26 protein-coding genes are annotated in these 23,657 nt (G+C 39.8%); 10 read left to right on the forward strand and 16 right to left on the reverse strand.

All coding sequences use genetic code 11. The annotated features are described in order from the left end of the window. Positions 1–708: 708 nt before the first annotated feature. Positions 709–1,029 (forward strand): hypothetical protein, encoded by a 321-nt coding sequence (locus tag N7E81_RS10940; protein WP_263049630.1) that lies wholly within the window; start codon positions 709–711, stop codon positions 1,027–1,029. Then, positions 1,030–1,212 carry a hypothetical protein gene (locus N7E81_RS10945; protein WP_263049631.1) on the forward strand — a complete coding sequence of 61 codons (183 nt, stop codon included), beginning with the start codon at positions 1,030–1,032 and terminating at the stop codon, positions 1,210–1,212. It abuts the gene before it with no gap. Between the two features lie 215 nt (positions 1,213–1,427). Here the strand turns inward: N7E81_RS10945 and N7E81_RS10950 are convergent, their stop codons facing one another. Continuing rightward, positions 1,428–1,850 carry a hypothetical protein gene (locus tag N7E81_RS10950; protein ID WP_263049632.1) on the reverse strand — a complete coding sequence of 141 codons (423 nt, stop codon included), beginning with the start codon at positions 1,848–1,850 and terminating at the stop codon, positions 1,428–1,430. Positions 1,851–1,923: 73 nt separating this feature from the next. Beyond that, positions 1,924–3,915: a hypothetical protein gene (locus tag N7E81_RS10955; RefSeq protein WP_263049633.1), complete on the reverse strand. Its 1,992-nt coding sequence runs from the start codon at positions 3,913–3,915 to the stop codon at positions 1,924–1,926. A gap of 276 nt (positions 3,916–4,191) precedes the next feature. Here N7E81_RS10955 and N7E81_RS10960 point away from each other — a divergent pair, with 276 nt between their 5' ends. Continuing rightward, positions 4,192–5,211 carry an IS110 family RNA-guided transposase gene (locus N7E81_RS10960; RefSeq protein WP_263049634.1) on the forward strand — a complete coding sequence of 340 codons (1,020 nt, stop codon included), beginning with the start codon at positions 4,192–4,194 and terminating at the stop codon, positions 5,209–5,211. Between the two features lie 194 nt (positions 5,212–5,405). On the opposite strand, the gene N7E81_RS10965 is transcribed toward N7E81_RS10960, so the two are convergent. The 12 genes from N7E81_RS10965 to N7E81_RS11015 form a co-directional block, all read right to left on the reverse strand. Continuing rightward, positions 5,406–6,092, reverse strand: a complete 687-nt coding sequence (locus N7E81_RS10965; RefSeq protein ID WP_263049635.1) for an energy transducer TonB — start codon at positions 6,090–6,092, stop codon at positions 5,406–5,408. 210 nt (positions 6,093–6,302) lie between these two features. Further along, positions 6,303–6,890, reverse strand: a complete 588-nt coding sequence (locus tag N7E81_RS10970; protein ID WP_263049636.1) for a hypothetical protein — start codon at positions 6,888–6,890, stop codon at positions 6,303–6,305. 323 nt (positions 6,891–7,213) lie between these two features. Beyond that, entirely contained in the window at positions 7,214–8,677 is a 1,464-nt protein-coding gene (locus N7E81_RS10975) for a family 16 glycosylhydrolase (protein WP_263049637.1), read from the reverse strand. A 447-nt stretch (positions 8,678–9,124) separates the two neighbouring features. After that, positions 9,125–9,448, reverse strand: coding sequence for a type II toxin-antitoxin system PemK/MazF family toxin (locus tag N7E81_RS10980; protein WP_263049638.1), 324 nt, complete (start codon positions 9,446–9,448; stop codon positions 9,125–9,127). Further along, complete coding sequence (locus N7E81_RS10985; protein ID WP_263049639.1) at positions 9,439–9,684, reverse strand: AbrB/MazE/SpoVT family DNA-binding domain-containing protein; 246 nt, start codon at positions 9,682–9,684, stop codon at positions 9,439–9,441. Before N7E81_RS10985 ends, N7E81_RS10980 begins: the two co-directional genes overlap by 10 nt. A gap of 75 nt (positions 9,685–9,759) precedes the next feature. After that, a complete protein-coding gene (locus N7E81_RS10990) occupies positions 9,760–9,885 on the reverse strand; it encodes a hypothetical protein (protein WP_263049640.1) in 126 nt (41 codons plus the stop codon). A 157-nt stretch (positions 9,886–10,042) separates the two neighbouring features. Continuing rightward, positions 10,043–10,570, reverse strand: a complete 528-nt coding sequence (locus N7E81_RS10995) for a hypothetical protein (RefSeq protein WP_263049641.1) — start codon at positions 10,568–10,570, stop codon at positions 10,043–10,045. Between the two features lie 249 nt (positions 10,571–10,819). Then, a complete protein-coding gene (locus N7E81_RS11000) occupies positions 10,820–11,335 on the reverse strand; it encodes a hypothetical protein (protein WP_263049642.1) in 516 nt (171 codons plus the stop codon). Positions 11,336–11,541: 206 nt separating this feature from the next. After that, the gene (locus tag N7E81_RS11005) at positions 11,542–12,228 is read right to left on the reverse strand and encodes a hypothetical protein (RefSeq protein WP_263049643.1); all 687 of its coding nucleotides are present in this window, start codon (positions 12,226–12,228) and stop codon (positions 11,542–11,544) included. Positions 12,229–12,486: 258 nt separating this feature from the next. Beyond that, positions 12,487–12,774 (reverse strand): type II toxin-antitoxin system RelE/ParE family toxin, encoded by a 288-nt coding sequence (locus N7E81_RS19505; RefSeq protein WP_407692701.1) that lies wholly within the window; start codon positions 12,772–12,774, stop codon positions 12,487–12,489. Next, positions 12,762–12,944 (reverse strand): hypothetical protein, encoded by a 183-nt coding sequence (locus tag N7E81_RS11010; RefSeq protein WP_263049644.1) that lies wholly within the window; start codon positions 12,942–12,944, stop codon positions 12,762–12,764. The genes N7E81_RS19505 and N7E81_RS11010 overlap by 13 nt, the downstream gene beginning before the upstream one ends. A gap of 247 nt (positions 12,945–13,191) precedes the next feature. Then, positions 13,192–13,962, reverse strand: coding sequence for a hypothetical protein (locus N7E81_RS11015; RefSeq protein ID WP_263049645.1), 771 nt, complete (start codon positions 13,960–13,962; stop codon positions 13,192–13,194). 229 nt (positions 13,963–14,191) lie between these two features. Here N7E81_RS11015 and N7E81_RS11020 point away from each other — a divergent pair, with 229 nt between their 5' ends. Continuing rightward, positions 14,192–15,211, forward strand: coding sequence for an IS110 family RNA-guided transposase (locus N7E81_RS11020; RefSeq protein WP_263049646.1), 1,020 nt, complete (start codon positions 14,192–14,194; stop codon positions 15,209–15,211). Between the two features lie 214 nt (positions 15,212–15,425). Here the strand turns inward: N7E81_RS11020 and N7E81_RS11025 are convergent, their stop codons facing one another. Next, the gene (locus N7E81_RS11025) at positions 15,426–16,433 is read right to left on the reverse strand and encodes a hypothetical protein (RefSeq protein WP_263049647.1); all 1,008 of its coding nucleotides are present in this window, start codon (positions 16,431–16,433) and stop codon (positions 15,426–15,428) included. Positions 16,434–16,674: 241 nt separating this feature from the next. On the opposite strand from N7E81_RS11025, the gene N7E81_RS11030 reads away from it, so the two are divergent. From N7E81_RS11030 to N7E81_RS11050, 5 genes are all read left to right on the forward strand, one after another. Then, positions 16,675–16,968, forward strand: coding sequence for a hypothetical protein (locus tag N7E81_RS11030; RefSeq protein WP_263049648.1), 294 nt, complete (start codon positions 16,675–16,677; stop codon positions 16,966–16,968). 29 nt (positions 16,969–16,997) lie between these two features. Beyond that, positions 16,998–17,456: a hypothetical protein gene (locus N7E81_RS11035; RefSeq protein ID WP_263049649.1), complete on the forward strand. Its 459-nt coding sequence runs from the start codon at positions 16,998–17,000 to the stop codon at positions 17,454–17,456. After that, positions 17,431–17,841 (forward strand): fibrobacter succinogenes major paralogous domain-containing protein, encoded by a 411-nt coding sequence (locus tag N7E81_RS11040; RefSeq protein ID WP_263049650.1) that lies wholly within the window; start codon positions 17,431–17,433, stop codon positions 17,839–17,841. Before N7E81_RS11035 ends, N7E81_RS11040 begins: the two co-directional genes overlap by 26 nt. A 324-nt stretch (positions 17,842–18,165) precedes the next feature. Continuing rightward, on the forward strand, positions 18,166–19,776 hold the full coding sequence (locus N7E81_RS11045) for a 1-acyl-sn-glycerol-3-phosphate acyltransferase (protein WP_263049651.1): 1,611 nt from the start codon (positions 18,166–18,168) through the stop codon (positions 19,774–19,776). Further along, a complete protein-coding gene (locus N7E81_RS11050; protein ID WP_263049652.1) occupies positions 19,754–20,809 on the forward strand; it encodes an NAD(P)H-dependent glycerol-3-phosphate dehydrogenase in 1,056 nt (351 codons plus the stop codon). Before N7E81_RS11045 ends, N7E81_RS11050 begins: the two co-directional genes overlap by 23 nt. Here the strand turns inward: N7E81_RS11050 and N7E81_RS11055 are convergent. Then, a complete protein-coding gene (locus tag N7E81_RS11055) occupies positions 20,802–22,040 on the reverse strand; it encodes a M48 family metallopeptidase (RefSeq protein WP_263049653.1) in 1,239 nt (412 codons plus the stop codon). The two genes, N7E81_RS11050 and N7E81_RS11055, sit on opposite strands and share 8 nt — an antisense overlap. Before the next feature lie 322 nt (positions 22,041–22,362). Here N7E81_RS11055 and N7E81_RS11060 point away from each other — a divergent pair, with 322 nt between their 5' ends. Then, positions 22,363–23,652, forward strand: coding sequence for a T9SS type A sorting domain-containing protein (locus tag N7E81_RS11060; RefSeq protein WP_263049654.1), 1,290 nt, complete (start codon positions 22,363–22,365; stop codon positions 23,650–23,652). Positions 23,653–23,657 lie beyond the last annotated feature (5 nt).

Raw genomic sequence — 23,657 nt, forward strand, 5'->3', positions numbered from 1 at the left:
GTCACATAACCTGCGTATGCGTGTCGTTTGATAATACAGCCAAAGTAGTGAAAATCTACCGAATCTACTAGCGAATCGGTGAGAGCCACGTTCCGCCGATCTTCCGATGCGGCGAACTGACATCACCATAAGCAGAGAAGTCATTTCCGCCGGCAGATGCACGGGTTCGTTCCGCCGAGGCTGGCTAAATGCTCAGTTCGCACATGCACTATGACGCCGTGTGTGTGCCCAGTATGTTGCATGTGTTAACAAAGTTAACACGAAAGTTCCAGCGGGTGAAAGTCCCTTACGAGCGGGTTTGTACCCCGAATCGTTAGCAAGTCGCAAGGTCGGATACCATGAGGTATTGACTGAAGAAAGCGAGACTGCAAAACTCGGTTCCAACGAAGAGGAACTGGATACAGAGGCTGTATAGTTCGGATGAGGTAACACATCATACTGACGTCCAAAGGGTGGGTTTCCATCAAGTACTTGTACCGTAGATCCAGTGGAATTGGGGGAAGGAATATGCTCTTATCTGGGTAGGTCTCAGACTTCACGAGCTGGAGACAGAGAAGTCGGCAGAAGCCATAGTACCAATGGGCTGAGCCATCACCTTCGGGATTAGATGGAGGACTCACGAAGTTGAGAAGGGCTGAACATCAACACGTGTCCAAATTCGGCTAGGAATTGATCGCTAGTTTGAGTTAAACTTCGAACCAGAGAGCTATGGCTTCCGCCCACAGAAGAATGCTCAACAGGCAGTTCGACGTTCCCTACAGCAATGGCTATCAAGACATCGTCGACATAGATCTGAAAGGATTCTTTGACGAAGTACAGCACTACAAACTCCTACAACTGATCTACGAGAAGGTCAAATACCGATTTGTAGCCAGTGAAAGCAGTTGGCAAACGCTTAAGTGTAAGCTCAAGCATCAGACCAAGAAAACCTTGCCCTACAGTTTCGAAGAGCGACTCCAAAAACTCAAAGAAGTATACCGAGGATGGATTAACAACTTCCGTCAAGGAAGTATCTATGAAGCTCGATGAGTGGCTGAGGAATCGCCTCAGGTACTGTATATGGCACGATTGGAAGAAGCCCGAGCGCAAGCGCAAGAACCTGATTCGTTTAGGCGTACCACAGGGTATAGCTTATGCTTGGAGTCGCATTCGGATGGTTGGATGGACAGTAGCCCAAAGTCCTATACTGAGAACGACCATTACCATCCCTAGACTTAAGAAAAGAGGCTATGAAAGTATGGTGGATTACTATTTCAAAGTGAAAGTCTGATTGGATGAACTGGGGCGGAGCGTAAAGAAAATGTCTGTTAGACATTTTTAGCGAGGAGCCGGCCTGTAGGGTAGGGATTGAGAACCGTACGCTGGGTGGTGTGAGAGGCGCACTGGCGGTCATTTGACCGTCAGCCGTCTACTCGATTAGATGCTTTTTATTGTCCTCCTTCATCCAATGCATGTACATCTTCAGACCTAGAATAGTATATTGAGTCTGTGTTAACCCTTATATAATAATGATAGTAAGTCACAGTCATACTATCAATTATTGGATCCTTTGCAGAAATATAGCCTATAAAATTACCGGTTTCAGTATTGTAATCTATCTCAACTCTTCCAACTTGTTCACTTCTACCTATCAAACTTGTAATGCTCAAGGAGTCTACCATTTCGTTTGAGTCGCTGATTTTGAAAAACCATGTTCTTTTTTCATCTTCCATTACGCATGAAACATCAAACACTCTATTGCCTTTTAGTTTGTTCCGTGTAAATATTAATTCACTTCCTTCACTCTGTTTTAGTTTTTCTGTGAATTCATCATAATGTGCATACTCTTTGACCCACGAGGGATTGTTCACAGAGAATGTTGTTGGTATTGATTCGTATTTTATGTCTGAATTCTTGCTTTGACAGCCTAATAGTAGTACTAGATTAAGGACGGCCAGAACCTTTAAAATAGTGAGCATATTCTCCTGTGTCTTCGTCCTTCCATAAGCCTCCATCGGAATCGATTGAGTATTTGGCATTTGAAACACTAACTCTTCCTCCTTCATACTCTTTAGTCTCTTCGTTATAAGCTGCTCCTGATTTTCCTGACTGAGCGAAGTAATATCTTTTCTTTCCATTTGTTTCTTTGATTTTGGTAATTATTACAACGTGACTCACGGATGACAAATCCTTTTGTTTACCTGATCCAGTAAAAACGTAATCACCAATTCTGATGTCCTCTAGTTTTTCGCTGTATGTGCCATGCTCTTTGAGCACTTTTACCATTCGTTGGGTTCCAGACCCACCATGTTTGTTGATTCGCTCTAGAGAAAAAGTTTTGCAATATTTGTTTAACTCTTTTTGAGTGAGATAGCCATTTTTTTCTTTCTGTTTCTTGGCTGCTTCGGAATGGAATACCGCATCAATCTCTCTGATGAAGTGAGAACAATCGACACCTTTACCTGAGTTCTTGTCAGCATCGTTCCAGCGATACTTACGAGTATCTTTTTTGTTATTGGCTGCATCGACGGCTATATCTGCTCTCTTTTCTCCTTCCTTTGCTTTGGATAGGTTTTCGTTTTGATGAACAGCGACAAACTTTTCAATTCGTGTCTTTTCGTCTTCGTATTTGTCAAAAGCCCAATCATACCATCTGTTGAGGGATTCTTGTAATGTGCATAGAATGTCATCATTAGCTCCTGATAGATGAGTATCAGTAAGAGAATCTAACAGCTTAACTGATAATTCATCAGGAACGCTTTCGGAGTTTAGAATGGTAATGACCAGGTTAGGGTTGTGTTCGATATACTCAACTAGAGTCTCAGCGAAAATATCAAGATTCTCATACTGCTCAATGAAGTTTTCTTGAATGTGTTGGTCGGTAGCAGGTTCATCCTTGATACACTGAATTCTCTCAGCTTCTGCTTTTTTCGTTTCTTCTGCCTTGGCGTTTGCTTCTTTCTTTTTGTTATCAGCCTCTACTTGCGCTTTCCTTTTGGCTTCAATGTTTGGAAAGTTATCAACCATTTTCTGTACGTACTCACATGTCACGCCCTCTGCATGCATGGCTTTGAGTGTGCCACTATCTGGACCGCAAATGTTACCGTCATAGCTCTCCCAAAGAAGTACTTCTCTTTGGAATTTCTCTATAGCAGCAATGGTTTTCTTAATGGTATCTTGTTCTACATATGGCGTTGTAGCGTTGTTGACTACTTCACTTTCGTTGATAAGGTCTGTTTCGGTAAGTAATCCAAGGTTATGAAGAGCTTGTTGAATGATTAGGACATCTTCCTTTAGATTCGTAGCTGCTCCTGCACCAACACCTTCTGATATTTGAGTATTGTTAGGAGTTACTTGTTTGGTATGTGCATCGTTTCTAAGTGAAGCTTCGGAAGCAGTGACTTCCTTAACCTCTTCACCTCTGACCATTGCACTCCACTTGAGACCTATGAATTCTTTTTCAAGCGCATTGACAAATCCTCTAGTGCCAACGTCATTGTCTTCGCTACGCATTCTAGATTCGAAGTCTTGAAAGGCTAGCTTGAGTGTTGGCATTTTCTTGCCGTATTTGAAAAGCGTATCTTTCTTGAGTTTGCTGTAATACTTACTAGCGCCTGCTCTTTCTTCTGCTTGTTTAGAAGCTTCTTTTCTAGCAAGTTCTTCGTTCTGAATTTGTTCAGGGGTCTTTTCGTTGGCTTTTCGGATTTGTTCTTCTTTGGCTTTTCTCTCAGCAGTTGCTTGAGATAGACTGTCTCGTGTATGTCCAAACTCAGCTAAAAACTCATCAATTTGCTGTTCAATAGGAGGTTCGTTTTCGCTTCTTCGTTTTTCTGCTTCCGCTACTCTTTTTAGTACTGCTCTTTCTTCGTCGGTTAAGGAAGCTGCGGATCTGTAGCCAGATGATTCGTTTCTTCGTTCTTTATTTGCGTAGCACATAGGTTAATAGCTGGTTAAAATATTGCTCAAATTTATCCGAAATAAATATCATTGAAGACAACCTTTAGCTTTCCTGTCTATAATTAATCAAAGAAATAAAGGTTTTACTTTTAATAGTAAAAGAAAGCAAGCCAGAACTACGCGCTAACCAAGTTACCCAGACTTATCGGGCGATTCAGGGCTTGCTTTCCATTGTTAAATGTTCAGATAGATATTCAGGGATCCCGATCCGTCGAGATGCCCTAACATCAAGGTTTTGAACTTAATATTGAAATTATGGAAAATACCACCCCTAAACAAATCTTCTACCCACATATCGTGGGTATAGACATTAGCAAAATGAGTATTGATGTGGCTTTGATTAACAGCTCATCGATGAAGTGCAACAATGCCTTGTTTAGTAATGATAGCGAAGGCTTCCGGAAAATGAAAAGATGGCTTAAACAACATGGCAATGACTGTGGTGAGGACATCCTTTTCTGCATGGAACATACCGGTATCTATACCAGAAACATTGTCAAGTATTTGCTCAAAAGAGGATGCAAAGTTTGGCTGGAATCCTCCCTGCACATCAAAAGAAGCATGGGACTAATCAGGGGTAAGTCAGACAAAATCGACGCTGAAAGAATTGCCAATTTTGCTTTTGATCATCAACGTGATGCCAAACTGGTCAAACTCTCACATCCTACCTTAAACCGCCTCAAAGATCTAATGAAAACCAGAATGAGGCTTCAAAAAAGTTTACACAGTCAGCAAATTGCTGTAGATGAGTTGACCAAAGTAGACCCAAAAGCAGGACGTGAAATCGAAAGAATCAGTAGGTCAGCTATCAGTGGGTTAAAAAAATCTTTAGATAAAGTTGAAGCCAAAATGGACGAATTGATTCAGATAGATAAACACTTAAAGGCCCTCTACGAATTGGTCACTTCGGTGAAAAGTGTAGGCAAGGTTTTGGCCGTGGATCTGATCGTTTATACAGAAGGATTTACTCGCATGTTGGACAACCGAAAGCTGGCTTGTTATTGCGGTGTAGCTCCTTTCGAATACAGTAGTGGAACCAGCATATTTGCCAGTCCAGGCACATCAAGTTTTGCCAACAAACAACTCAAATTTCATCTACACATGTGTGCGATGAATGCCATCAAATGTCACAAAGAACTTCGAGGATATTACCTTCGGAAAACCGAAGAAGGGAAAAGTAAAATGAGTGCACTCAATGCAGTGAGAAACAAACTACTCCATAGAGTAGTCGCCGTAGTAAAAAGAGGAACTCCTTATCAAGAGAAATTGGATTAAAAAAAGACCAATACGCTTGTTTTTACCATAGATATCGCCCAGCTATGATGAGTGGGGATTAGAAAGCACTAACCTCTCGTCTCGCACATAGCCACGCCTTGATTTAAATTTAAAACTTGTGGCGGATTTTCCAATCCCCACGAAAATGTCCTTACCGATAAAACCCCATTCATTCATAGCGTATGTTAGCGTCTTTATCCGAGCCTAAAACCAATCGGAACAATTGAATACACCTTAGTTGGCTTACCGTCTATTTTGCAAGGGTTCCACTGAGGGAGTTCGTTCAGAAGTCGGAATGCTTCTAAGTCAAGGTATTTATGAGCTCCTTTTAAGATCGATAGAACTTCAGTGTTACCTTGTTCGTCAATGGAAATAAGTACGAGGACGTTTCCTGTTATTCTTTTTTCAACCGCAGGGCCAGGGTAGCGCATATTCTTCACGAAATAGGACGAAAAGCCTTCAGGATATTCAGTTAAAGTCGGAAATGTTAATGTTCCTTGGATTGGAGACTTAGGTTGCTTCGAGTACAAATCAAGATAAGGGGCATCCTTTGGTGTTTCCTCGGAATAATTGAGTTCTTGGTCATAATCTAGTCGAGACATTAGTGTGCCGTTATCATAGTATTGAAACCAAATCCCAGCAGGTTCTCCATTCAAATAGGTTTTTGACCAAATAGTTAAGTTGTCCTTAATCCTTGTATGGTTCGTTTCGATTCGGCCATCAGGATATTTGGTTTTAGTTCTTACAAATTTTGCTTTGGATTCAGAGACCTCTTTTGAGTCTGTGTATCTCGATTTGTAATACTTCGTTTCGATTACTTCTTGAGCAAATGAAATGTTTATGGATACTAAAAGTAATACTGCGGTCAGATATTTATTCATGATTGTTCTGTGTTCGACTTGGATTTATTGACGCTAACGCTCTGGCTATGCACCGTGGCGTGTTTAAGTTCGTATTCTGTTTCGTTTATCTAAGTAGCGAATTCTTTGAATTCGCATAGTAATTTCTTTTTCACACTAGGCGAATTCAGAGAATTCGCGGGGCTTGTAAGTAACCACAAACCTATCGTAATCTACTGACACGACATGGTGTCATAGGTGTTGTTGTGTACTTTTTTCCTCGTATTCAAATTGAAGTCCGTAGAATTTAACTTCTTTAAAGTTGCCAGTTAACCTGATTCTACCGTCCTCAAGTTTCGTTTTTGTTTTAACTAAGTAATCAATAAAAGAGGTGTCGTCTGATTTAACGAGTTTCCACTTTTCGTCAATTGTTAATTCATTACTGAAATCCGTTCTAGATACTATCGATTTCCCTTGTTCTCCAAAGTTTGCAATCGTTGTATTATTAGATAGAAATAAATAGCCTTTTTCGTCTAACCAGTTGTAATGTAGTTCACTTATTCCAGCTATTGGATCTATCTTTTTATCCAAAATTTCGGATATCAATTCAATCAACTGTTGTTTGTGAGCATTTCCAACATCTAATAGAGGAAAGACTAATTCTGTAACTATTTTCCTAATAGACTTATCATTAAAATCTAGAGAAATTAGTTCGGTATAGGTCTCATCTGGCAATTCTTCTTCCAATGATTCTGATTCATAAATCCATTTTTCAAAATCTTGAATTTTAGTTTTCTTTTCTATGAAGCGAAGAAATAATATGGAAGTTGAAGTTTTCAATTTTTCTATTTCAATATTGTACACAACATCCGGATATCACACACTAGTGGTTGATATATCCTTTATGTTATAGTTTTAAAAGTGTTCTTTTTTTCTCAGAAGGGCTGCGGTTAGGCTTGGCCTTAGACAAGAATAAATCAATGTGAAGTAGATCGCAAGTTTTGAGCATGTATATTATCAAGGGAGAGCGCGCTTGATTAGTCATAAGTACATACTAGGCACTAAAAAGTCTTTCAGCGCATCCTTGACCGATGTGCTGAAAGACTTTTCATGAAGTTAAACTACTTAATGGTAAGGCTCGTTTGCGATTAGTTTTTGATATTTTATTCTTTCAAAAACTTGATGGGTGCCTGTCCTGGTATGTGGATCATATAAAGCCCTGTAGCCAAAGTGCTTACATCCACTTGATTTTTGTAGCGTACCGCTTGCTTAAAGATCGAGCCAGTAGTGTTGACGAATGACAGTGAGTCGGGGAGTGTATCTATCCCCGTGATTTGTACCATGCCATTCCCAGGATTTGGGAATATTTGGATGGCGTTTGTTTTTTTATCAAGACTTAGCACCGGACGATCTGGTGCACTTTCTATTTCAAATTTGCTACTGGCTTCACTTACATTGCCTGCCCAGTCTATGGCATAGAGGACGTAGTGGCCAGGAGTCATATCGTAGGTTTTTACTATTGCTCTTCCTTCGTAAGAGACGGTAACCTCGTTGCCCGCCGACACGATGGCATCTTGGTTTGCAGTGGTTCCTACTGGCACTAGGTATAGTTGTGCTTGTTCGCTTATGGTTATCGATACCTCTCCGTCATTGAGGGTCAGCGTCGTGTCTATATTAGACATAATAGGCGCTGTGACATCTTCTATGTGTGCTTCCTTTTGCCATATGCGGATATATTTGATCTGGTATTGTGCATCCAGATCTTCCTCGTTAGGCAGGCCATTCCAAGGGAAGCATTCTTGATCTACCCAAAGCCTTTGAGCTTTAGTAAAAAACCAATCAGTCCCTTCTCCTTCATCAAAATCTGCTGCAGTGTATGTTTCAATGTATTTTCCGTCGATATAGATTTTCATCGAGGTTTCGTCCCAGTCAAATCCATAGACATGATAATCATCTGCCACTCTCCAGTCTGTAGGAATGAACACATCAAACCGAGGCTCAAATCCAGTATTCCATTCGATCATATTGAATTTCAATTCTTTTTCTTTGTGTTTTCTTCCTGCTGGTTCATATTTTCCAAACATTTCGAACATGTCGAACTCACCGCCGTTTCCAATGGTCCAAAAAGAACTGGTAATTTCTGCATCGGCTGCCTTGCTGCATATTTCCATATATCCATAGGTAAACTGCTTCAAAGAATTGACGCCAGCGGTCGTGATAGGCATTGGGTTGTCGTCTAGGTCTTTGCCGTAGCAATACCCCGTGTTGTTTGTGTCGCAATCGTCTAGAAAATCAAAATCGGGCTCCCATCGTGTTTCTAGGATGAGTTTGCCATCTTCTACCCAGGCATTGTCTGGCGAAAACTGCGCTGGCCATCGGCCTTTAAAATTGTTGTAGTATATCCCGTCTCTGCAGGCATCCCCCTCGCATCCTTCTATATATTCGCCTTGAATATGCCACCTCGATCTGTTTAAAGAGTCTCCCTCAAATTCATCACTAAAATCTCCGTTCAAAATCCATTTGCCAATATTGTCTGGGTCGGATAGTGGATAGTCCTGTGCTGTCGTATTAGTGACTGCTGCTAGTGTCAGTAATACTATTATCGTATGTGCTTTCAAATTTCCCATAACTTTAAGTTGCAAATTGCTTATTTAGTTAGGGGAACGGGGAATCAATATTACCCTCCAATAGTCGTCTTTTATCCTTTTTTGGTTTTACATGAGATATGTTAGGAGTTGAAAGAAGGTGATTTGACAGGTAAGTGAGATCCCAAGTTTGATTCTGGTATTTAGAAATTAAAAAATTGAAGACCCCTTTCAATTTTTTGAAAGTTTTGACCTTTCTTGTTAGTAATGTTCACGCAGCATGGGCATTCGCTATGTTCACATCCGTTTTAATTCTTCTCGCAACTTCTGGGCCTTTCTTGTGAGCCCAAACCAATGTAAGGCTGATGTGGTCAGTTTTGAGTTCGTAGTAGAGGGGTACTAGTGAAGGTATCAGAAATTGACGAAATTCTATCTGTTACAAGATAGCCAAATCTCTGATTTGTGCCGCGGCGCGCAGCCTATTCTTTTTTAGTCAACGAATGTTTCTTTGATGACTCTTTTAACCTCAGAGACTTCTTTAGGAGTTAGTATACTGTAGGATTTGATGACTCGTTGTTTATCAATGGTTCTAATTTGATCGAGTATGATCCAGCCCGTTTTCTTATTCTGATTTACTTGAATTCTTGTTGGATAACTATGTGACTTAGTAGTCATCGGAGCTATTGTTATAGTCTTAATGTTGAAGTTCAGTTCGTTAGGTGAAATAATGACGCAAGGTCTTGTTTTTTGAATCTCACTTCCTACTATTGGATCAAGGTTAACCAAGACGATGCGGTATTGATCTAGTTCCATTCGTCAAACTCTTCGTCATCGAACACATCATCTATAAGCATGTTGTCGTCTCCATTTTTAGACATTTGCTTAAATATCTCATTCCATCCTTTTCTAGGTGCTTTGATTGGCTTTAAGATTATTTTATCTTCTTCCAATATTAGTTCAACTTTATCTGTAATGTGATATTGTTCTAGAATCTGCTTGTTTAATCGCAGCCCTTTTGAATTTCCTATTTTGATGATCGACGCTTCCATAATGTGATACCTTAGTAATTACAAAGTTATTACATTGTGCGTACTGATCCAAAAAAAGTTCATGGCGGATGACGTTTAGTATATAGCAAGTAGGGCAGTAAAAAGCACTGAACTTTCGAGTTTGCACTGAGCTTCTCTCAGCCATTCTCGGATTTCGTTGAATGGATCTTCTGTTACTTGATACAATACTTCTGGTTGCATGTTTGAGTGGAGTTAACCAAAAATTGCAGTCATTGTTGATAACGACCAGATATGGCACGTGCCTCTGGACTTTCAAATATCGATAAATTTTCAGTTTTGCATTGCAGTATCAAATAACTCAGTAGAGGCATGTGCTATATCATTTGTTATGGACATATTATTCCGATTCCTTCGTAACCTCAACCCCTTCTCTAGTACCTTTTATATGAAACCTTTTGAGAGTAGAATCAATTATTTCGTTAATTGGACTTCCGTGATTATTCCTTGTATCAAATATCGAAATGGGATTTTTGGAAATGTTAAGGACAGTTAAACTTAATAGCTGTTCGAGCAAATCAGCGTTTATTTCCCTAGCAGCATTTTTATAGCCTTCAAAAGCCATAGATACAGCATACTTATACGAATAGTCTTCTCTGATTCTCGCAGTGAATCCATATTGCTTCGAACTAAACCAACAGAGCCAAACACAAGATGCTAAAATTGGAAGTTTGACAATTATTTCTTCCCAATTCGGATCAGAAATAAGTGGCTTTACCAGAACGAAAGACAAATAGATCAAAAGGCCTAAAGATGCAATTGTGAAGAATTGCCAAAAAACAAGTGTCCACCTTAATTCGTCCTTTCGCTTTTTGAATGATCCAGCCATGCCTGCTCTATTAGCATCCTCGATGGTTTTTTGAATCAAACCTTGTTGTTCAATATTTTTTTCGTTTGCTTCTTTTAAAGATTTTAATTCATCAGTAAACTCTTCGTTAAAGTTTGTGGCATCTTCCTTTAGAGATTCAATATCTTCAACTAATGAGTCATATTTGCCTTTATTTGTTGCTATGGAGGTAGTTGAAGATTTTATTTGTTCCTGCCACTCTACTACTTGCTTTGCTATTATAGTGATTTGCTCTTTGGATGTTTGAATGTCCGTCTCATTAGTATCTATCTATTCAACTTGCTTGTCGTAGTGTTCATCCTTCTTTTGAAGATTATCAAGTAAATCATTGCTCGTGGTTTTTATCTCTTCTAATTTTTCATAGAGATCCGAAAGTTCTTCAATATCAGAGTTCAACTGTTTAAGTTGGTCTTTAGCTTTTTTTAGTTCAGAATCTACTCTGATGGGGTGATCTGTAACCGCAACATAGGTTTCTCTAATTAAATATCTGATTCGTTGAATATTGGTCAAAAAATCGTCAAACTTACTTTCAGCTGATTTTAATATGCTCCCCTTTAAATTTTCTCTACTTTCATCAAATAGTTGAGCAAGGCTTCTTTGAAGAAAAATCACTTCAAATTTTTCAGAATGCTCATCAAGGTTACCCAAGAGGTCGTAGCTCTCTTTAAGGGATTGAACAATTAATTCTCTACTTATTCCATCATAACCATAGACATCTGAACCTTCTGGTACTATCTCAGTAATGTGGTTAATAAGCAGGGTTAGTCTTTGGCGGATTGATTTCATATGAGTATTAGTCGTCCATCGCCTCTGTATCAAGCGTGGCGTGTGATTTAGTTTAAGTTTCGGCTACAAGATAGCCAAATCTCTGATTTGCGCTATCCCTTTTTGATTCTGTAGTGCTAATCTGAGATATGGCGGGGCTTCCAGAAAGCAGAGAACTTTTATGCACCGCTGACGCGCCATGATTTGATCACAGCATGTTAGCGTGATTATTCAACCACGAATTCATCCGTTTTTAAGGAAAATTTTGAGTTGTCGTCAAAGCTAACTTGAATTGTTATTGTTTGATTTGGAATGTTAATATCAGTATTCAATCTGAAGGTCATTGAAGTCCCATATGCTCCAAACAAATACGGACTTTCGTTTTGTTGGATAATGAAGTTTTCAATAGTTGAATCTTCTTCATCAGAATATCTGTTCACGATTGAGAAAAAGTCAGATAAATTATCACCACTTTCATAAGTAATATCTCCAACTGTAATTGGTTGGTTTGAAGAGATAGTTATTGAAGTTAGATTTTGTGTGGGTTCAGGTTCAGGCGGTGAACATGCATACGCTTGGTTAATAAGTGAAAAGTTGAAATTTGATTGGTGACTTTCATAAAGTTTTGCCAACCAAGTGAGTTCATATATCTCTATATTAATAGCAGCGTCATTAAATGATGTTGATTTGTTTGTACTGAAATCGTTTCTTTGGTAGCCGTTTCCTTGAAATATTTCTATGCTTCCAACAGTTAGAGTTAGAGAATCAATTTCAGTATATTCTTGTTCAAAAGTTTCTCCACAACAAGAATCTGAGCAATTATATTTACTGTCTTCACATGAAAATGGAACTACAAGGTAAATACAAAGTAATATCTTAAAGTATGATTGGAAATGATGGGCTTTGCTTCTCATGGTTATGGTAGGTTCTTCACGCTAACCTGCGTATGGTGCGTGTGCGTATCGTTTGATAATACAGCCAAAGTAGTGAAAATCTGCCGAACCTGCTAGTGAATCGGTGAGAGCTGCGTTCCGCCAATCTTCCGGTGCGGCGAACTGATATCGCTATAAGCAGAGATGTAATTTCCGCCGGCAGATGCACGGGTTCGTTCCGCCGAAGCTGGCTAAATGCTCAGTTCGCACATGCACTATGACGCCATGTTGTGGGGCGTTTTATACGTCAAGTAGTTTAGCTGAATGATGAACTGTCAAAATATCAATACGTTCATCAGTTGCGGTAAAGTATATGATACGGTAGTTGCCTAAAATCACTTCACGGATTCTTGGGTTTTCTAGTTCAGGTACAATTCTGCCTGAGTTGGGAAAGGTTGCTAGTTGTCTTACTCGTTCACGAATTCGTTGAACCTGAATTCTTGCGTACTTCCTAGAACCTTGAGCAATGTATTCAGCGATCGAAATTAAGTCGTTTTTGGATTGAGGAGTCCAATTTATCTTAACCATTCTGGCAATTCTTTGTCGAGTTCTTCGTCTGGAATTACGTCATTAGCTTCAGATTGAGCCAGTCCTCTGTCAATCTTCTCTAAAAGTATGAGTTCATCTATGGCCTGATCAACCGAGAATTCTCCTGGGAGTTGACTTATTGCGTTTATTACTTTTTCTTTTGTAAGCATGTTCAAATATACAGGAAGTTGGACTGATGATCAAGAGCCTTTCATGCCCCACAACGCCTGTCTATATCATCGTGGCGTTGGTGTAAGATAAAGTGTCGGATTCAAAGTAGGAAAAATCTCCGATTTTTCATCATACCTTTTTCATCCAATGTGAAAAATCGGAGATTTTTCCGGTGCTGCCAGAAAGCAGAAAAGCTAGACTCTACTACTAAGCCGCCATGGGATATCAGACCATGTTACCCACCTTTTAGTCGTTCCCAAAAAATGGAATTTCTCCTCCCAAGTCAGGCAGCTCGAAACTTGGCAGTTCGAAAGAGGGCATATCAAAGTCTGGCAGTTCAAAGTCGTTAATGGATTCCATTGCAATTGGATTGAACATAAAAGGCATTCCAGAATCGAAGAATCCTTCATTTGCCCAAATTTGAAGTTCTCTTGCTATAATTTCAATATTGTAGGCTAGCAGTATGTTTGGCCCTAATTCGTTAAGAATCGACTTGATTTTATCAGGTTCATTCTCCTTATAATATGCGTAGTAGCGTTCAAGTTCAGTTAGAAGATCTCTTAATTTTTGTTGTAGAGCTTTCCCTTCTTTTGTTAATATAACTTTGAGATAATAGAATGGAAATGTTCTTCTGAATAAATCGTGCACTTCTAAATTCCACATTATCTGACTTTTTTTGAAGTAGAAGTAATTAAAATGCATTTTGCTGTACACATCTCTTACAAGTCTATCAGGAGAAAGTAGTGAATCTCTGTCTATTGGTTTAGAATAGTATGAATAGTGCTCTCTTGCACAATTTAAGATCGCCCTATGATAATCCTTTAACTTGGAGCTGTTTGATTCACTGCCTAGCTCAACAAATTGATAAGTAGCTGATTCCAATTCGCATGTACCGATCTTTAGCAGCTTAAAAAATATCAATTCACTTATCGCACTGATGATCAATTCTTTTCCGCCTAATTTATAAGGCTCTAAAAGCAATCTTGCTTCAGTCGGTTTTAGTTCAGATATTTTCATTTCATGGTGGGTAACCTTTAGCTTTCCTGTCTATAATTAATCAAAGAAATAAAGGTTTTACTTTTAATAGTAAAAGAAAGCAAGCCAGAACTACGCGCTAACCAAGTTACCCAGACTTATCGGGCGATTCAGGGCTTGCTTTCCATTGTTAAATGTTCAGATAGATATTCAGGGATCCCGATCCGTCGAGATGCCCTAACATCAAGGTTTTGAACTTAATATTGAAATTATGGAAAATACCACCCCTAAACAAATCTTCTACCCACATATCGTGGGTATAGACATCAGCAAAATGAGTATTGATGTGGCTTTGATTAACAGCTCATCGATGAAGTGCAACAATGCCTTGTTTAGTAATGATAGCGAAGGCTTCCAGAAAATGAAAAGATGGCTTAAACAACATGGCAATGACTGTGGTGAGGACATCCTTTTCTGCATGGAACATACCGGTATCTATACCAGAAACATTGTCAAGTATTTGCTCAAAAGAGGATGCAAAGTTTGGCTGGAATCCTCCCTGCACATCAAAAGAAGCATGGGACTAATCAGGGGTAAGTCAGACAAAATCGACGCTGAAAGAATTGCCAATTTTGCTTTTGATCATCAACGTGATGCCAAACTGGTCAAACTCTCACATCCTACCTTAAACCGCCTCAAAGATCTAATGAAAACCAGAATGAGGCTTCAAAAAAGTTTACACAGTCAGCAAATTGCTGTAGATGAGTTGACCAAAGTAGACCCAAAAGCAGGACGTGAAATCGAAAGAATCAGTAGGTCAGCTATCAGTGGGTTAAAAAAATCTTTAGATAAAGTTGAAGCCAAAATGGACGAATTGATTCAGATAGATAAACACTTAAAGGCCCTCTACGAATGGGTCACTTCGGTGAAAAGTGTAGGCAAGGTTTTGGCCGTGGATCTGATCGTTTATACAGAAGGATTTACTCGCATGTTGGACAACCGAAAGCTGGCTTGTTATTGCGGTGTAGCTCCTTTCGAATACAGTAGTGGAACCAGCATATTTGCCAGTCCAGGCACATCAAGTTTTGCCAACAAACAACTCAAATTTCATCTACACATGTGTGCGATGAATGCCATCAAATGTCACAAAGAACTTCGAGGATATTACCTTCGGAAAACCGAAGAAGGGAAAAGTAAAATGAGTGCACTCAATGCAGTGAGAAACAAACTACTCCATAGAGTAGTCGCCGTAGTAAAAAGAGGAACTCCTTATCAAGAGAAATTGGATTAAAAAAAGACCAATACGCTTGTTTTTACCATAGATATCGCCCAGCTATCATCCGTGGTGCTTGACGTGTATTTTGTTTCGGTGACAATGTAGGAAAATCTTCGATTTTCATCACTACCTTTTTTGATCCAAGTGAGGGAAATCGAAGATTTTCCGGTGCTCTCAGAAACCGCAGCCCTCAACTCTAGCGCTGAACGCCATGGATGGATAGGTAATGTTAGGCCTCGTTTTTTTTACTATCAAAACTATCTAAATAATCTGCTATATCTTCAAGGCCTTTCGTCTCATTTCCTTGTTGAATACGGATAAACGATATGTTTGGCAAATATCGTTTTATAATTTTCTCTCTCTTCCTATCCTCTTCTATTTGAAATTTATGAGCGTATTCGTCATATTCTACAATTAAACTCTCGTTGATAAACCAAAAATCTGGTCTAAACTTTAAGTTCCAACTAATTTGTTCGTCATGGATATATCTATTTTTATACCCTTTTGAATCTAGAAGCCTTAGAAATTTTATTTCGGGCCGACTTTCATCTAAGATCTCTTTGGAAAAAATCTGTCGTTTTACGTAATCAATTTTACCCCAAAGATTATTATTGACACTCCATTTTCCATATGCCTCAATAATTTCATTGTGAAGCCATATCTTAGAAGACATCCAAAGTTTTTGAGAGCGTACAAAGTCTTTATCAAATAAATAGAGAAGCTTTCTTATAAGTGCTTCTTTCTTGATACCAACTGACACTTGAAATTCGTAAAGAAAGTTTTTGGCATTCTTTGATTTTAACCATTTAACCACGTCTGATTTTCGTTCAACTGCTTGGTACAGTCGATACGTATTGAAGTCAGGGTGGTCTTCCTTATCAAAAATTTCCCGAATGAGGTTGGCTACATTTATGTTAATTATTTGATCCCATTTAGTATCATTAATTTTCACTCTTGGTAACCAAATAACTTCTAGAGGAATAGAATGTATTCTAGAATGCTCTTTTAGCTTATTTCTAATGTATGAAACGCTTTCTGAGAATTCCATCTCATAGTGTTTTACATTAGATGATTTGAAAATAATGTATTCTCTAGGATTCGATGAAATATGGTTAAACATCTCATCATAAAGATATTTGTAATTATTATGCTCTTGTTCAGAAAAATTGTCTTTTATATAGCCTAATTCTTCTATGAAGAAGTTTTTGTAAGCTTTTATATATTCTTCCGTTATCAATTTCTCATGAGGCCTAACATCCGGATATCACACACTAGTGGTTGATATATTCCTTATGTTTTAGTTTTAAAAATGTTCTTTTTTTCTCAGAAGGGCTGCGGTTAGGTTTAGCCTTAGACAAGAATAAATCAATGTGGAGTAGATCGCAAGTTTTGGGCATACTTTAATGTGGCTGCTATGATCACCGTCTAGGGAGGCATTAGAGGACTTGATTTAGCTGCTATGGATAAACGCACTCTTGTTGAGTGTATTGGTGTTTTCGCAGTGTAGCGATGATAGTACAGGTGAAAAGTCCTATGCGGTCGTTGGGCAATTTGATGGCGACTATAGTTTAGATTATGTTAGCCACGCTGTAGAAGGTAGGTTTAGTGTTGAAAATGATGGCACATTTACACTCCAAACTTTTGCAGGCGAATTGGCTGGAAGTGCCATAGAAGAAGAGGGCGTTTATGACCTTACTTTAGATGAGTTTAGTGGGGTGTTTGATAACCTATCCGGCGTGTCGGGGACGTATGATGCCGAACTCAATATTTAGAAGTAGATGGATTATATGAAAGTGGTGATGTGTTTTCGGTAAGTGGTAGTGTACTTGCTGTAGAGGAGTCCGATGAAAAATTCAGTGAAAGGCTGGATAAGGTGACGGTGTATTTTCCCCACGAAGAGTCGTGTAGTGCTAATATATATTTGGATAACAACGAAGAAATAGAAGGGCTTATTAATCATTATGCAGATGGGGCACTGTGCAGTTCGGTGTATGATTATATGGACGATATCAAAACGGATGTAGATCACAAGTCTTCTAAACTGCTGTGTCATGATGTCGTTCTCAAACAAGAAAATGGTTCATATAAGACTTACACTTTGTGTGAGACGGCCGTCTTTGTGTTGAACAAGAATGAGAGATACAATTATACCGTAGAGTGGTCCAATGGAGAGCATACTTCAGGAGATTTCAAAACTGGTGATGGCGGTAGTTATACTCGGATTTGTATCACTAATGAGCGAAGAGTGTACAGACACTAGTGGTAGTTATAATTATACCTATACAAAAAGCACAGTTTCGGATGTCGATGGTAATAACTATCCTACTGTGATTTTTGGTGAACAGGAGTGGATGGCTGAAAACTTACGAACCACTAAATTTAACGATGGCACTGAGATACCATATGTCACTGACAATACGATCTGGAAGGAAGGAGAATGTGAGTCTTGGTGTATTGAAAGAACAACGCCTGCTTATAGCTGGTACGACAATTCCACATCAAATAAAAGTGTCTATGGTGGCCCTCGACTAATAGAACTAGTGATAAGAATCTATATAACAGAAACCTACAATATTATAATGGAGGCATATTTAGGCACGACATCACTGGAGACAAAAATCAAGGGTACGCTATCCTATGTATGAGAGACAATTAAAAAAAAGCCTAATGTAAAAAGGATAGTACCGCTAAGTGCTATCCTTTTTTTTATACCATAGTTCATACTAAAAACACACCAATGGGATAAGACCACATCTACAGTAGGATTTAAAAAAGAGCAGAAATATCTTGCTCGTAAAGGCTCTGAAAATCGCATATAATTCGCTATTTTAGCCGATTCTAAAGGGGTGAATTTTCAAGTTCATCCTTTTTAATTTAATTCTATGAAGCCATTGGTGATAAGAAAAAGGAATAAAAAATCTAGATATAAACCCATACTGAACAGTACGAAACATTGGCCTGTAGTACAGATGGCCAAAAAAAGAGATGAGTTTATACAGTTGGTAGTAGAGGAGAGTTTCGACAACATGCTATTGCTCAAGCGAGGACGTACCTTGCGTGAGGAAATAGAAATGACCGCTTATCGCGAAAAACAAAGAGCCAAAAACCATCCTTGGAAAGTAGATCCCAAAGACGATTATTCATTTTGGGACGGTGTGCAGCAGCGCGTGGTTAAGCTGGACGGCCTTGGTAAAAAAGAGCAAAACGATTGTTTAAAAGACATATTAAGAGAAATCTTAAACCGCTATGGCAATGAGATCGCAGGCAATTTCAATCCCTCTCATTACCATGTGGCTCGTGCGGTAGTTACACTAGGATTTGGCCGATTACTCAATGCAGCACGCGTCAAAGGGCCGTGGTCATTGTTTAGCAATCAGCTGGACTTGGATGACAAAATACACATCAAAGGCGAAGTGGATCAGTTGAGAAAATTGGCTAAACTGGGTACTGTAGTGATGGTGCCTACTCATTTTAGCAATATCGACTCTGTGCTTATTGGCTGGATCATCCAGTTTTTGGGGTTGCCGCCATTTATCTATGGTGCAGGGCTCAACTTATTCAACCTGAAGGTGTTTTCATATTTTATGAATAGTGTGGGAGCATATAAGGTAGACCGCAGAAAGAAAAATTCTATTTATTTAGAATGCCTCAAATCCTACTCGACCATTGCACTGAGAGAAGGCTGTCACAGTTTGTTTTTCCCAGGAGGTACCAGGTCTAGAAGTGGCCGAATCGAAAAGGCCTTGAAGCTGGGATTGCTCGGAACGACTATCGAGGCACAACGTCAGATTTTCCAATTCGAAGAAAATCCCGAGGAAAAGAAAATATTCATAGTACCCGTCACGCTCAACTATCATTTTGTGCTTGAAGCGCCGAGCCTGATCAACGACTATTTGAAAAGCAAGGGGCAGGAACGATACTATGAGGAAAACGATGAATTTACTACCTCATTTAAAATCTCTACGTTTTTGATGAAGTTTTTCACCAAAGGATCTGATATTTCGGTGAGCATTGGCAATGCCTTGGATGTATTGGGCAATGAAGTGAACATCAATGGAAGAAGCTTAGACAAGAATGGGAATGAAATTGATCTCAAAGATTATTTCAAATCCAACGGGGAGGTGACTGAAGATGCACAGAGGGAGCAAGAGTACAACCGCATTCTTGGCAAGAAAATCGTGCAGGAGTTTCACAAGCACAATCGTGTTTTCTCTAGTCATTTGGTTGCTTTTACGGCATTCAGAATACTCGAAAGGAAACACACCTCACTCGATTTATACGGCCTGTTAAGGTTGTCGGATGAGGAATTGATCCTCCCTTATGAGGAATACAAAGAAGGATTTTCGAATTTGCTAGATGCCCTCAGGGCAATGAAAGACGCAGGCAGTGTAGGACTGGCCGATCATTTGAGCAGAGAAAAGGATGAGGTGATCAAACATGGCATCAAAAACCTAGGAATGTATCATGCTCAGCCACCTTTGAAGTTTTCGAAATCAGGCGATGTAGTCATTCGCAACATGAACTTGCTTTATTATTATCACAATAGGTTAGACGGTTATGAGCTCGAAAAATACCTCTGATAAGGTCGTAGGTGTAATAGGGGCGGGGAGTTTTGGGACTGCAATAGCGAATATGCTTGCAGAAAAAACGGATGTGCTGCTCTATGTACGAGACAAGACCAAAGCGGAGGAGTTTGAAAAAAATCGAGCAGTAGGCACGCACCGTCTGTCTGATAGAATCCGAATCACAAACCAACTGTCGGATATTGGTGTGCAGTGTGAGATCATTTTTCCGATAGTGCCTTCGGCCAATTTTAGAGAAATGATTAGGAATCTGGCACCGCATCTCAAACCTTATCATATATTGATACATGGCACAAAGGGCTTGGATATGACTGTGCCAGAAGGAGAGCACCTATCGAAGAAGAATCCACTTTCGCGAAAACATGTGAAAACCATGAGCGAAGTGATATTAGAAGAAACGACGGTACTGCGGGTGGGCTGTCTGGCAGGGCCTAATTTGGCCAAAGAGATAGAAGAAAAACAACCAGCGGCAGCAGTAGTGGCCAGTCACTTCGAAGAAGTGATCGATCAAGGGCAAAAGCTATTGAAGAATGACCGTTTCTTGGTTTATGGTAGCAATGACCTGATCGGTATAGAACTTTGTGGGGTTTTGAAAAACATCATCGCCATAGGTACTGGTATGGTGAGCGGCATGGGGCTAGGCGAAAATTCTAGAGCCATGCTGATCAGTAGAGGTATGGTAGAGATGGTCTATATCGGCAACGCCCTAGGCGGCAATACCAAAGCTTTTTTGGGCTTGGCTGGTGTGGGCGACTTGGTGGCTACTTGCAGTTCTAAATTGAGTAGAAACTTTACCGTAGGATTTCGAATGGCCAAAGGGGAATCGCTCGATGATATTATCCAATCCATGGAAGAAGTTGCTGAAGGAGTCAATACCATCAAAATCATAGATCAATTGGCCGAGAGCTACAATATCCGAGTGCCTATCACGGAGACATTACACAATATCATCAAAGGGGAGATGAGCGTAAAGGAAGCTTATGCCTATTTTATGAAGTTTCCGTTCCGTTCCGAAATTGACTTTATTTAATCGCCTTCATGGCTCTGATTCGCTTGAGTAAGCTGGGGTGCGAATAGTTCATAAACTCATACCATGGATGTGGTGTCAGGTTGCCCAGACTGTCTGAGGTCAGCTTCTTTAGCGCAGTGATCAAGGGCTCTTTGTCGTAAGTAGTCACGGCATAGGCATCCGCTTCATATTCATTTTTTCGACTCATCAGATTCATCAGAATACCGATCACAGTAGAAAGGGGAGAAAATAAGATCGCAAAGGCAAATACGTTGAGATGGAGGGCCGTCACATGGCCACCTAAGGCCCATGAGATTTCACTGCTGAAGATAAACTTGGACAAGAGCCAAAGCATAAATCCAGTTTGAAGAATCCCAGAAACCATAGACCAAATGATGTGTTTTTTTTTGAAGTGACCTACTTCGTGTGCCAGTACACCCACTAGTTCTTCTTCTGTGTGTTTTTCTATCAAAGTATCGTAGAGGACTACTTTCTTTTTCTTGCCCAGCCCAGAGAAGAAAGCATTGCCTTTGGAGGAGCGTTTCGAGCCGTCGATCACAAAGATGTTGTGAAGCGGAAAACCTACTTTCTCGCTGTAATTGGTAATCGCTGTTTTGAGCGGCCCATCTTCGAGTGGGCTTAGCTTGTTGAACATCGGAATAATCAATGAGGTGTAAAACATATTGATGAAAATCATAAACACGCTAATAGCGACCCAGAAATAGATCCAGAAGTTTTCCTCGAAAAACATCACGAGCACGATAAATAGCGAAGCCAAAACTCCCCCTAGGAGCAGGGCGAGCAAGTAGCTTTTGAATTTGTCTGTGAGGTAGGTTTTGAAGGTCATCTTGTTGAACCCATATTTCTCTTCGATCACAAATGTGCCATAGAGTTCGAAAGGAATACCCATCAAATCTGAAGCTAGGTAGACCACACCAAAAAAGTACAATGACGTAAGCGGTTCTACAGAAGCTGCTCCTCTCAGATATTCGTCGAGCCAGCCAAATCCTCCAAACCACAGTATGGCTAGCATCATGAGAAAACTAAATGAAGAACTGATCAAAGAAAAGTTAAAGACTTCTGATTGATAGGCTTGAGATTGAGCATACTTCTCTTGGTCGTAGATGCCCTCGAGTTCAGCAGGTACTGGTTGTTGCCGACTTCTGTTATTGAGGATCCCCAATGCCTTGTTGAAAATGAAATCGAAGGTAAGAATACCTATAAGCAGTAAGCGGATCGCTTGATAGTCCATGTATTTTTTTGTACAAATCTAAGAAGTATTGATAACTGAATTTATATCGTTTGGACAAAAATCAATCAGTATCATTTGATTTTTGTGTTTTGATAGCGTATTCAGACTTTTATAAAATTGAAATATTCCATTAAGGGTTTTTCCTAAGGAACAGATTAGGGGAATGGCCGAAGATTTTGGTGTAGGCGGCGTCTAATTTTGAATCAAACTAATTCAAAAAAAACCAATTTAACGTCTAGCTATGAGAAAAATGCTATTTAAATCCCTTCTAATAGGAGCGGTTTGTTTCTATTCCTTCACGACTTATGGTCAATGCCCAAGTATGACAACTACCAATACCCAAACGGGAACAGATGTTTGTTCTGGAAATCAGGTTTATTCCGATGCCAACTGGAGGACGAGAACATTAACCATAGACGGGGTATTAACCATCAATGGAGATTTTACTACAGTAGATCGTGTGGTAGTCAATGGAACATTGATTGTCAATGGCTATTTAGAAGCAGGAGGTGCTTTGGACGTAAATGGAACCCTTACGGTAACAGAAGACTTGTATGTTGAAGATGATTTTCAGGTAGATGGAGATTTACAAGTAGGGGGCAGTGTGGATATTGATAGGTGGGGATTATTAACGGTTGCAGATGGAGGTAGTATGGATGTAAGTGAAAGCCTTGTTGCCAATGGAGACTTTTCTATAAGTGGAGATGTGATTGTAGATGAGGACTTGACTGTTGGAGAATGGTCAACACTTACTGTGAATGAAGGGGGTAATTTGCAGGTAGGAGATGACTTTAATAACGGAGGCTGGTTTGATTGGTTTGATAGTGAAAATAGGGGAGAGATCGTAGTAGGAGGAACTTTTACCAATGAAGAAAATGGAAACATGGTCATTACGGATGGAGGTGTATTAGATGTTTCGGAAGGCATTGTATTGGAGTCGGGCTCCATTATGACTGTAGAAGATGGAGGTACCATTAGTGGTGGTGCAGGAGGTATTGTCAACAATGGCGGCACTTTGACAGCACCAGACGAGTCAGAATGTTTGACTGGTTGCTGTGGGCCAGAATGTAAGACGCTGCCTGTAGAGCTTACGTATATTGTCATCACGTCTAGAGATGGTGAACAATACCTAGAGTGGGAAACTGCTACAGAGATCAACAATGAAGGCTTCGAAATACAAGCAAAACTAGCCTCAGTTGATGAATTTGAATATCTCGATTTTGTAGCAGGACATGGTACTACCTCGGAGGTGCAGAGGTATTCGTATCGATTGTATACTGCAGCCTATAAATACTACAGACTCAAGCAGGTCGATTACGATGGGCAGTTCGAATACAGCCCAATCGTTGCTTTGCAAAATCAATTAGAGCAAGCTAGCTATGCGGTGTTTCCTAATCCGACTGCAGGAGAAGTACACTTGGAAGGTGCAGGACAGACAGCATTTCAGCTTTACGATGCTTATGGCAATGCCTTACTAAGTGAGCACTTGCTAGCGGACGAGCTACTCGAAGTGAAAGTATCGAATTGCTTGTCGGCCTCACCTGATGGCAATTATATTTTGACCTTACAGACGGCTCAAGGACAGGAATCCATTCGAATTGTTAAAAAATAATAGGG

It is taken from the genome of Reichenbachiella carrageenanivorans (genome assembly GCF_025639805.1).
GTDB lineage: Bacteria > Bacteroidota > Bacteroidia > Cytophagales > Cyclobacteriaceae > Reichenbachiella > Reichenbachiella carrageenanivorans.

Excerpts from the sequence above, each read along its gene's own strand:
- N7E81_RS10940 (WP_263049630.1), top strand. The coding sequence starts at position 709 with ATGGCTTCCGCCCACAGAAGAATGCTCAACAGGCAGTTCGACGTTCCC.
- N7E81_RS10955 (WP_263049633.1), bottom strand. The coding sequence starts at position 3,915 with ATGTGCTACGCAAATAAAGAACGAAGAAACGAATCATCTGGCTACAGA.
- N7E81_RS10960 (WP_263049634.1), top strand. The coding sequence starts at position 4,192 with ATGGAAAATACCACCCCTAAACAAATCTTCTACCCACATATCGTGGGT.
- N7E81_RS10965 (WP_263049635.1), bottom strand. The coding sequence starts at position 6,092 with ATGAATAAATATCTGACCGCAGTATTACTTTTAGTATCCATAAACATT.
- N7E81_RS10975 (WP_263049637.1), bottom strand. The coding sequence starts at position 8,677 with ATGGGAAATTTGAAAGCACATACGATAATAGTATTACTGACACTAGCA.
- N7E81_RS10980 (WP_263049638.1), bottom strand. The coding sequence starts at position 9,448 with ATGGAACTAGATCAATACCGCATCGTCTTGGTTAACCTTGATCCAATA.
- N7E81_RS10985 (WP_263049639.1), bottom strand. The coding sequence starts at position 9,684 with ATGGAAGCGTCGATCATCAAAATAGGAAATTCAAAAGGGCTGCGATTA.
- N7E81_RS10990 (WP_263049640.1), bottom strand. The coding sequence starts at position 9,885 with ATGCAACCAGAAGTATTGTATCAAGTAACAGAAGATCCATTCAACGAA.
- N7E81_RS11000 (WP_263049642.1), bottom strand. The coding sequence starts at position 11,335 with ATGAAATCAATCCGCCAAAGACTAACCCTGCTTATTAACCACATTACT.
- N7E81_RS11005 (WP_263049643.1), bottom strand. The coding sequence starts at position 12,228 with ATGAGAAGCAAAGCCCATCATTTCCAATCATACTTTAAGATATTACTT.
- N7E81_RS19505 (WP_407692701.1), bottom strand. The coding sequence starts at position 12,774 with ATGGTTAAGATAAATTGGACTCCTCAATCCAAAAACGACTTAATTTCG.
- N7E81_RS11010 (WP_263049644.1), bottom strand. The coding sequence starts at position 12,944 with ATGCTTACAAAAGAAAAAGTAATAAACGCAATAAGTCAACTCCCAGGA.
- N7E81_RS11015 (WP_263049645.1), bottom strand. The coding sequence starts at position 13,962 with ATGAAAATATCTGAACTAAAACCGACTGAAGCAAGATTGCTTTTAGAG.
- N7E81_RS11020 (WP_263049646.1), top strand. The coding sequence starts at position 14,192 with ATGGAAAATACCACCCCTAAACAAATCTTCTACCCACATATCGTGGGT.
- N7E81_RS11040 (WP_263049650.1), top strand. The coding sequence starts at position 17,431 with ATGAGCGAAGAGTGTACAGACACTAGTGGTAGTTATAATTATACCTAT.
- N7E81_RS11045 (WP_263049651.1), top strand. The coding sequence starts at position 18,166 with ATGGCCAAAAAAAGAGATGAGTTTATACAGTTGGTAGTAGAGGAGAGT.
- N7E81_RS11050 (WP_263049652.1), top strand. The coding sequence starts at position 19,754 with ATGAGCTCGAAAAATACCTCTGATAAGGTCGTAGGTGTAATAGGGGCG.
- N7E81_RS11055 (WP_263049653.1), bottom strand. The coding sequence starts at position 22,040 with ATGGACTATCAAGCGATCCGCTTACTGCTTATAGGTATTCTTACCTTC.
- N7E81_RS11060 (WP_263049654.1), top strand. The coding sequence starts at position 22,363 with ATGACAACTACCAATACCCAAACGGGAACAGATGTTTGTTCTGGAAAT.